The 5,689-nt window shown below is 33.9% G+C and carries 7 protein-coding genes; 6 read left to right on the forward strand and 1 reads right to left on the reverse strand.

The window, feature by feature from the left end:
• Positions 1-664: 664 nt before the first annotated feature.
• The 6 genes from HHT355_RS09440 to HHT355_RS09465 are packed head-to-tail and all read left to right on the forward strand — an operon-like array spanning position 665 to position 4,751.
• Positions 665-1,063: a P-loop NTPase family protein gene (locus tag HHT355_RS09440; protein ID WP_103203204.1), complete on the forward strand. Its 399-nt coding sequence runs from the start codon at positions 665-667 to the stop codon at positions 1,061-1,063.
• A complete protein-coding gene (locus HHT355_RS09445; protein ID WP_103203205.1) occupies positions 1,060-1,839 on the forward strand; it encodes an ABC transporter permease in 780 nt (259 codons plus the stop codon). The genes HHT355_RS09440 and HHT355_RS09445 overlap by 4 nt, the downstream gene beginning before the upstream one ends.
• 53 nt (positions 1,840-1,892) lie before the next feature.
• Positions 1,893-2,771 carry an ABC transporter ATP-binding protein gene (locus HHT355_RS09450; RefSeq protein ID WP_103203206.1) on the forward strand — a complete coding sequence of 293 codons (879 nt, stop codon included), beginning with the start codon at positions 1,893-1,895 and terminating at the stop codon, positions 2,769-2,771.
• Between the two features lies 1 nt (position 2,772).
• On the forward strand, positions 2,773-3,555 hold the full coding sequence (locus HHT355_RS09455; RefSeq protein WP_103203207.1) for a hypothetical protein: 783 nt from the start codon (positions 2,773-2,775) through the stop codon (positions 3,553-3,555).
• 9 nt (positions 3,556-3,564) lie between these two features.
• Complete coding sequence (locus HHT355_RS09460) at positions 3,565-4,236, forward strand: CPBP family glutamic-type intramembrane protease (protein WP_103203208.1); 672 nt, start codon at positions 3,565-3,567, stop codon at positions 4,234-4,236.
• A gap of 29 nt (positions 4,237-4,265) precedes the next feature.
• Positions 4,266-4,751 (forward strand): hypothetical protein, encoded by a 486-nt coding sequence (locus HHT355_RS09465; protein WP_103203209.1) that lies wholly within the window; start codon positions 4,266-4,268, stop codon positions 4,749-4,751.
• 136 nt (positions 4,752-4,887) lie between these two features.
• Here the strand turns inward: HHT355_RS09465 and HHT355_RS09470 are convergent, their stop codons facing one another.
• Entirely contained in the window at positions 4,888-5,508 is a 621-nt protein-coding gene (locus HHT355_RS09470) for an IS66 family transposase (RefSeq protein ID WP_147010940.1), read from the reverse strand.
• Between the last annotated feature and the right edge of the window lie 181 nt (positions 5,509-5,689).

Here is a 5,689-nt window from a genome sequence, read left to right on the forward strand (position 1 = left end):
CAAAGAGCCGAAAAAAGAATGCCGGCTGAGAACAACAAAAGCTCTCAGCCGGCAGCAATTCCGGTAATCTGTGGACAAAAGATATCGGTTGATTTTGGACAAAGAAAAGCGGTAATAACACTACTGTATTAAAAGTTGCATTAACATCCACCGCAATATACATCCAGATTTCCCCCTGTTGTCCTATATCCAATTTGCAGCTAGATGAACTCCTACACAATGGAATCAAAAACACTTAGCATACATTTAAATTACATTTTAACTTACATTTTAAGTTTATAATATATAATAATTATATGCAAGAACATATGTTTGTATAATATTTATTTCACCAACAAGAATATGAAATAAGAGTTACATGTTTTTTTAAATTCTAGTTTGCAAGAGTAAATTCAATAAAGGTAGAAATTACTCCTGCACATATATTTGATCTATTGCCACTTAGGTTCAAAGAATTCAATCATGATTGCTTTTAATATCTGTTCATCTCATAAAGTTTAGCATTAAGATAGATTTGAAATATTGTCAGTCAATTACTTAAAAAACCTTTAATATAATTGACAATATTTAGCTAAAGGTTTATATTTATATTATACACAATATACAAAACATAATACTATAAATAAGCAATATATAATATATAAACGAGCCACAAATTCTGTTTATGGATGAACCCCTTAATGGCTTAGACTACGAAAATGCTATAATACTTAAACAAATGATAAACATTTATTGTCAGGAAGCTGAAGGCACCGTGTTTATTACTAGTCATGACCAAAATTTTCTAAACGAAGTATGTGATTTGCAATTTGAAATAAAAAATAAAACAATTATTGAAAGAGAAGCAAAAGATAAAGTATGCAAAAAGGTAGTTTATTTTATCAAAACAAATACTCCTAAGTGTTATGATATTTTCGTGAACAAGTACCTGGGGAAGCCAACGGAAGAAGATGATAAAACAATTCGGGTCTGTGCGGATGTGAACGATGCCGAATTTTACCAAACAATTTCACAAATGATTTATCATAAGGAGATTGTTATATTGGAGGCAGATGGTTTATGAAATACATAAATACTTTGAAGCAGGATGTCTCATTGTTTGGAGCAGAAATCAAAAGAGCATATAAACTTTTAAAAGTTTATCCGCTCGATACAATAAACAGCATAATATCTTTTGTAATTATGTCGGTTGTTTTCATGATTGGAATTAACGCAGTTGGCGATAGTACACAGATATTTGGTGTTGTATTTTTCCCACTAATGTTAAACCTTATTGGTGGACCAAGCTCTAGCATTAGAAACGATATTGAAATGGGCGTTTTTGAACAGGTATACATTTCAAAATTCTCCCTGATTAAGGTAGCTATCATAAGATCAATTGTTGCTGGACTCAGTTCTGTGGTTGGTTCGGTATTGATAGGGATAATCTTGCACTTGTTTTTTGTCAAAATCACTATTCCATTTTATCATCTGTTGCTATTGTTTGTATTATTTAGTATTCAAGGGCTGCTAATAGGTGTGATTTTAGCTGGAATTACGTTGAGATTTCGCAAAACGGAGACTCTTTTAAATACATTAAACATCCTGTTAATGATACTAATTGTATTACCGCTTGCATCTGTTTCTGATTTGTTTTGGCATATTCCCTCACTACTTTGCCCTTTGTGGGGAATTGTAACATACTATCAGCAACTATTGACCGATCCATACTCTCCTGTTGTTCTTTGGAATTTGCTAGTAGTTGTTGTGAATACGGGATTTCTTGCTTTTGTTGCTCGAGCATTTTATAATAAATTATTAAACACAACGAAAATAAAAGGATTTTTAGGACAATATTAACTTGATTTATTCAATTTGTTTATCAATCAGCACAAAAATAAGAGGGTGAGAATATGGAATTAAGAGTTGAGCAATTGAGCAAATCGTATAAAAATTGCAAAGCAATAAATAATATATCTTTTAGTATCCATTCGGGAGAGGTTGTTGGCTTATTAGGGCATAATGGCGCTGGCAAAAGTACCTTGATAAAATGTATGATGAATGCAATAAAAAGTTATTCTGGATGTATAACTATTGATGGAAAAAATATTCAACGTCATCAGGAGTTACTTGCAAAGGAATGTAGTTTTTTGCTTGAACCGAGCTTTTGCGACTATATGAGTGCTCAAAAAAATCTGGAGCTTTTACATAATCTATTGCCGGACAAAGCAGCTCGTTCGATAGAAGAAATACTATCGATTGTGTCGCTTAGGAAGTCGGCAACCAAAAAGGTAGGTGAGTTTTCTTTTGGTATGAAGCAACGATTGGGCCTAGCACAAATTTTTTTAACGGAACCACACTTTGTGGTGTTAGATGAACCGACCGTTGGACTGGACCCACTAGGAATAGAAATAATCAAAAATATTATTTTAGAGTTAAGCAACGCAGGTATTGCGGTTTTGTTTTCAAGTCATCAGATCAGTGATGTGTTCGATATCTGCACAAGAGCCATCGTTATGAATGAGGGCGAAATAGTATTCGATGATAATATTGCAAATCTGTTAAAGAAAACATATGTTATAATTGTAAATAGGTCAATAGTCGAAAAACAACAGTTTCATCAGTTAGGTGAAGATGTGAAAGTTGAAAATGAAACAATATATACCGATGATACGAGCGTTCTATCAAAAATAATGGATCTTGTGACAAAGAATAATTATGAAATTGTGGACATTCGTACCGAAAATAATTATGACATTCTTAGAAAATATCTAATGACAGGAGGAAAATGAAATGCTTAAAAGTATAAGTACACAGATAAAAAAAGTTTTTTGCAGATCTGATGTAAAAACAAGCATCGCTGTTTTCGCTTTAATACCTGTCGCAATTGCATTCTTAATTTCAATTGAAAGTGGCATCATTCAAATTGGCGATTCTGTGTTTTCAGCGATGGGATATGCGTCTGTAATTATTGGATTATTAAAGAGCTTGTTTTTAATAGGCGGGATTATAGCGTTAATCTCTACTGCCGTTATTTCCAAAGAAATTGATTCCGGTTTAGATTGTAGCTATTTTACAAGGATGAAAAAACAGGAATATTTATATGTTTCAAAAAATATTTCTATGCTATGTTTTGTTACATTAATTTTTGCTTTTTTGCTTATCTCATCTATTGTGGGATGGGGTATCTTCCTCAAAGATACTGAATTTGGAAACTCGGTCTTTCTATCTAGCGATAAGGATGAGGCGATTTTGCTGATTTTCTCTATCCTTAGCGCCTATTTGGAAATGATTATGATGTCAGAACTGTTTTGCTTTGTTTCATTGCTTTTCAAGTACAGTAAAGCGATTATTGCCAATCTAGTAATAATTGTTGCAATTAAACTTTTATCTAACATCGAAGCATTGCAAAGATGGGTTCCCTCTTATATCGGAGACGGGACAGGACTTTTTGAATATTCTGGAAATGAATTAATCAGTAGAGGATTTGAGGGAATATCGGTATTGCTTGTATATACTATTTTGTTTGCTATAATAGGGCTAATTACTTACAGAAAAATGGACTTGGTAAGGTAGGTGGAATAGTTGAGTGACGGACAAAAAAATAGTGCATCCGAATGGATCGAAGAAATTATAAAGATTGTTTGTTATATTTCGCTTCCTTTGATTCTCCTTTTTACCGGAACAATGCTATCATCCGTGATTTTTAGCGGAAATATAAATACGGATGTGAATGCAGCAAGTGATTTTTTTCAGGTTCTAGTATCTTTTTCGTTTCCAATGCTTATTTCGCTTGCAATAATACCGATAGCAATACAAGTATTTCTTCAACACAATAATTTTGAACGTCTTGGATTTGTTAAAAAGCCAAAAAGATGGAGCTTCATTGTTTGTGTTGCGCTATCAGCAATTATTGTACTTGTTACAATATATCTTAACAAAAAGTTAGAAACTGAAATATCGGCAATGACAATATGCATTCACTTTCTTGCGGTAGCAATTTCTGAGGAAGTGATATTACGAAGTGTTATTATGCACGAAATGAAAAACATTATTTCTAACAACTTTCTTTTGTGTATTATAAATGCTATAATATTTGCTTTTGTTTATCATTCCAGCGAAGATTTTCTCTCTAATTTATTAGTTCGAGTTCCGCTTGGCTTTGTATTAAGCTACGCTAGATTGAAATCCAATGATATATACCTGCCAATTGCACTTCATTGGGCATATAATATGGCGGTGACCGCAATTGGTTAATTCTAAATTTCAAGGAGAATGATTTAATTATGAAGAATTTATTTGACAAGAAAATATTTATTTGGTTTTTGGGACTCTTTGTTTTAGCAATTGAACTTGTATTTATAGCTTTTAACTTGACTAATCTTAACGTGCTTACATATTTGCTTTGTATAGGGTTTGTACCAGCAATTATTCTGTTTGCAACATCCCTGATATATAGTTCTTTCGCAAATAAAACAAAACTCATCAAATATGTTTTGGCAATAGTGGTTGCACTCGTTTTTTCTGCAATCTTGCTCACTTTCTGCGAACTTATGATTAGTACCGAAATCGTCAATCAGATTATTGAAAATTCTATGACTTCTGATACTACACAAGTTTCGATGAATACCGCAACAGCAGGTGATAACATACAAAGCGTATTGTTGTATGTTGCATTTTCAGGTGTAGGTTGCTTTATTGGAACTTCGATTTATAAGAAAAAAATGAGTAAAAATGTTTCAAATAATGCGAATATAAACGAGTACGATTAAGATTTATAACTATCGAATTCAGTAAAAGAACAAGACCGTCTACCCATAAGGTGCAGACGGTCTTGTTGTAAACGGTAAATAATCCGTACTACCAAAAAAATAACCGCCAAAAATGGCGGTAGTTTAATTATTGCGTTTATTTTCTGCATGTTTCCGGCAGATTTTTTGACCATGGCAGCAGATCATCCAGAAAGTCAAGATTTTTATCATCCATATGCTTGGGTATCTCGGTCAGTAGATGTTCAAAATAATTATACGGTTTTAGGCGGTTTGCTTTTGCTGTTTCTGCAATGCTATATATAATTGCACTGGCTTTTGCTCCCTCTATTGTATCAATAAGATGCCAGTTCGCTTTTCCGATACAAAAACTTCGTATGGCCGATTCAGCTGCGTTGTTATCAAGTGGTACATTTCCGTCATCAAGAAATACCCTGAGATATTTCTCCTGGTTAATGCAATAGGTAAAGCCTTTCGCTGTTTCGGATTTTGGGAGTACTTCCAACAGATGTGATTTTACCCATGCAAAGAAAGCATCGACATGCGGTTTTATCTTCAGCTGTCGTTGCTGTTTTCGTTCTTCTGCCCGGAGATGCTGCAGCTCGTTTTCCAGCTTATATATGGCTGCTATCCTCTTCAGGGCCTCTTCAGCAAGTGTACCTTTGGCTTTTTCTTTCCCCAGCGCCTTTGTTACATTTGCAAAGTGCCGTCTCGCATGACTCCAGCAGCCGGCGATTTTCAGATCTATAGTGCTCCCCATTGTCAAGACAGATTTTTCGTTTTTTTTAGTTAGGTCCTCCTTTCTTCTAATTAGTAAATTTTAACATTTATGCATTCTATTAGAGGATGTCAAGGGCGAGCGTAAGCGAGTTCATCTTGACCCTTGACATCCAATAAATATACATCCTTTTGTTTCCCGGGCTGTTCTTACAGACCGGCTG

It is taken from the genome of Herbinix hemicellulosilytica (assembly GCF_002904165.1).
Taxonomy (GTDB): Bacteria; Bacillota; Clostridia; order Lachnospirales; family Lachnospiraceae; genus Mobilitalea; species Mobilitalea hemicellulosilytica.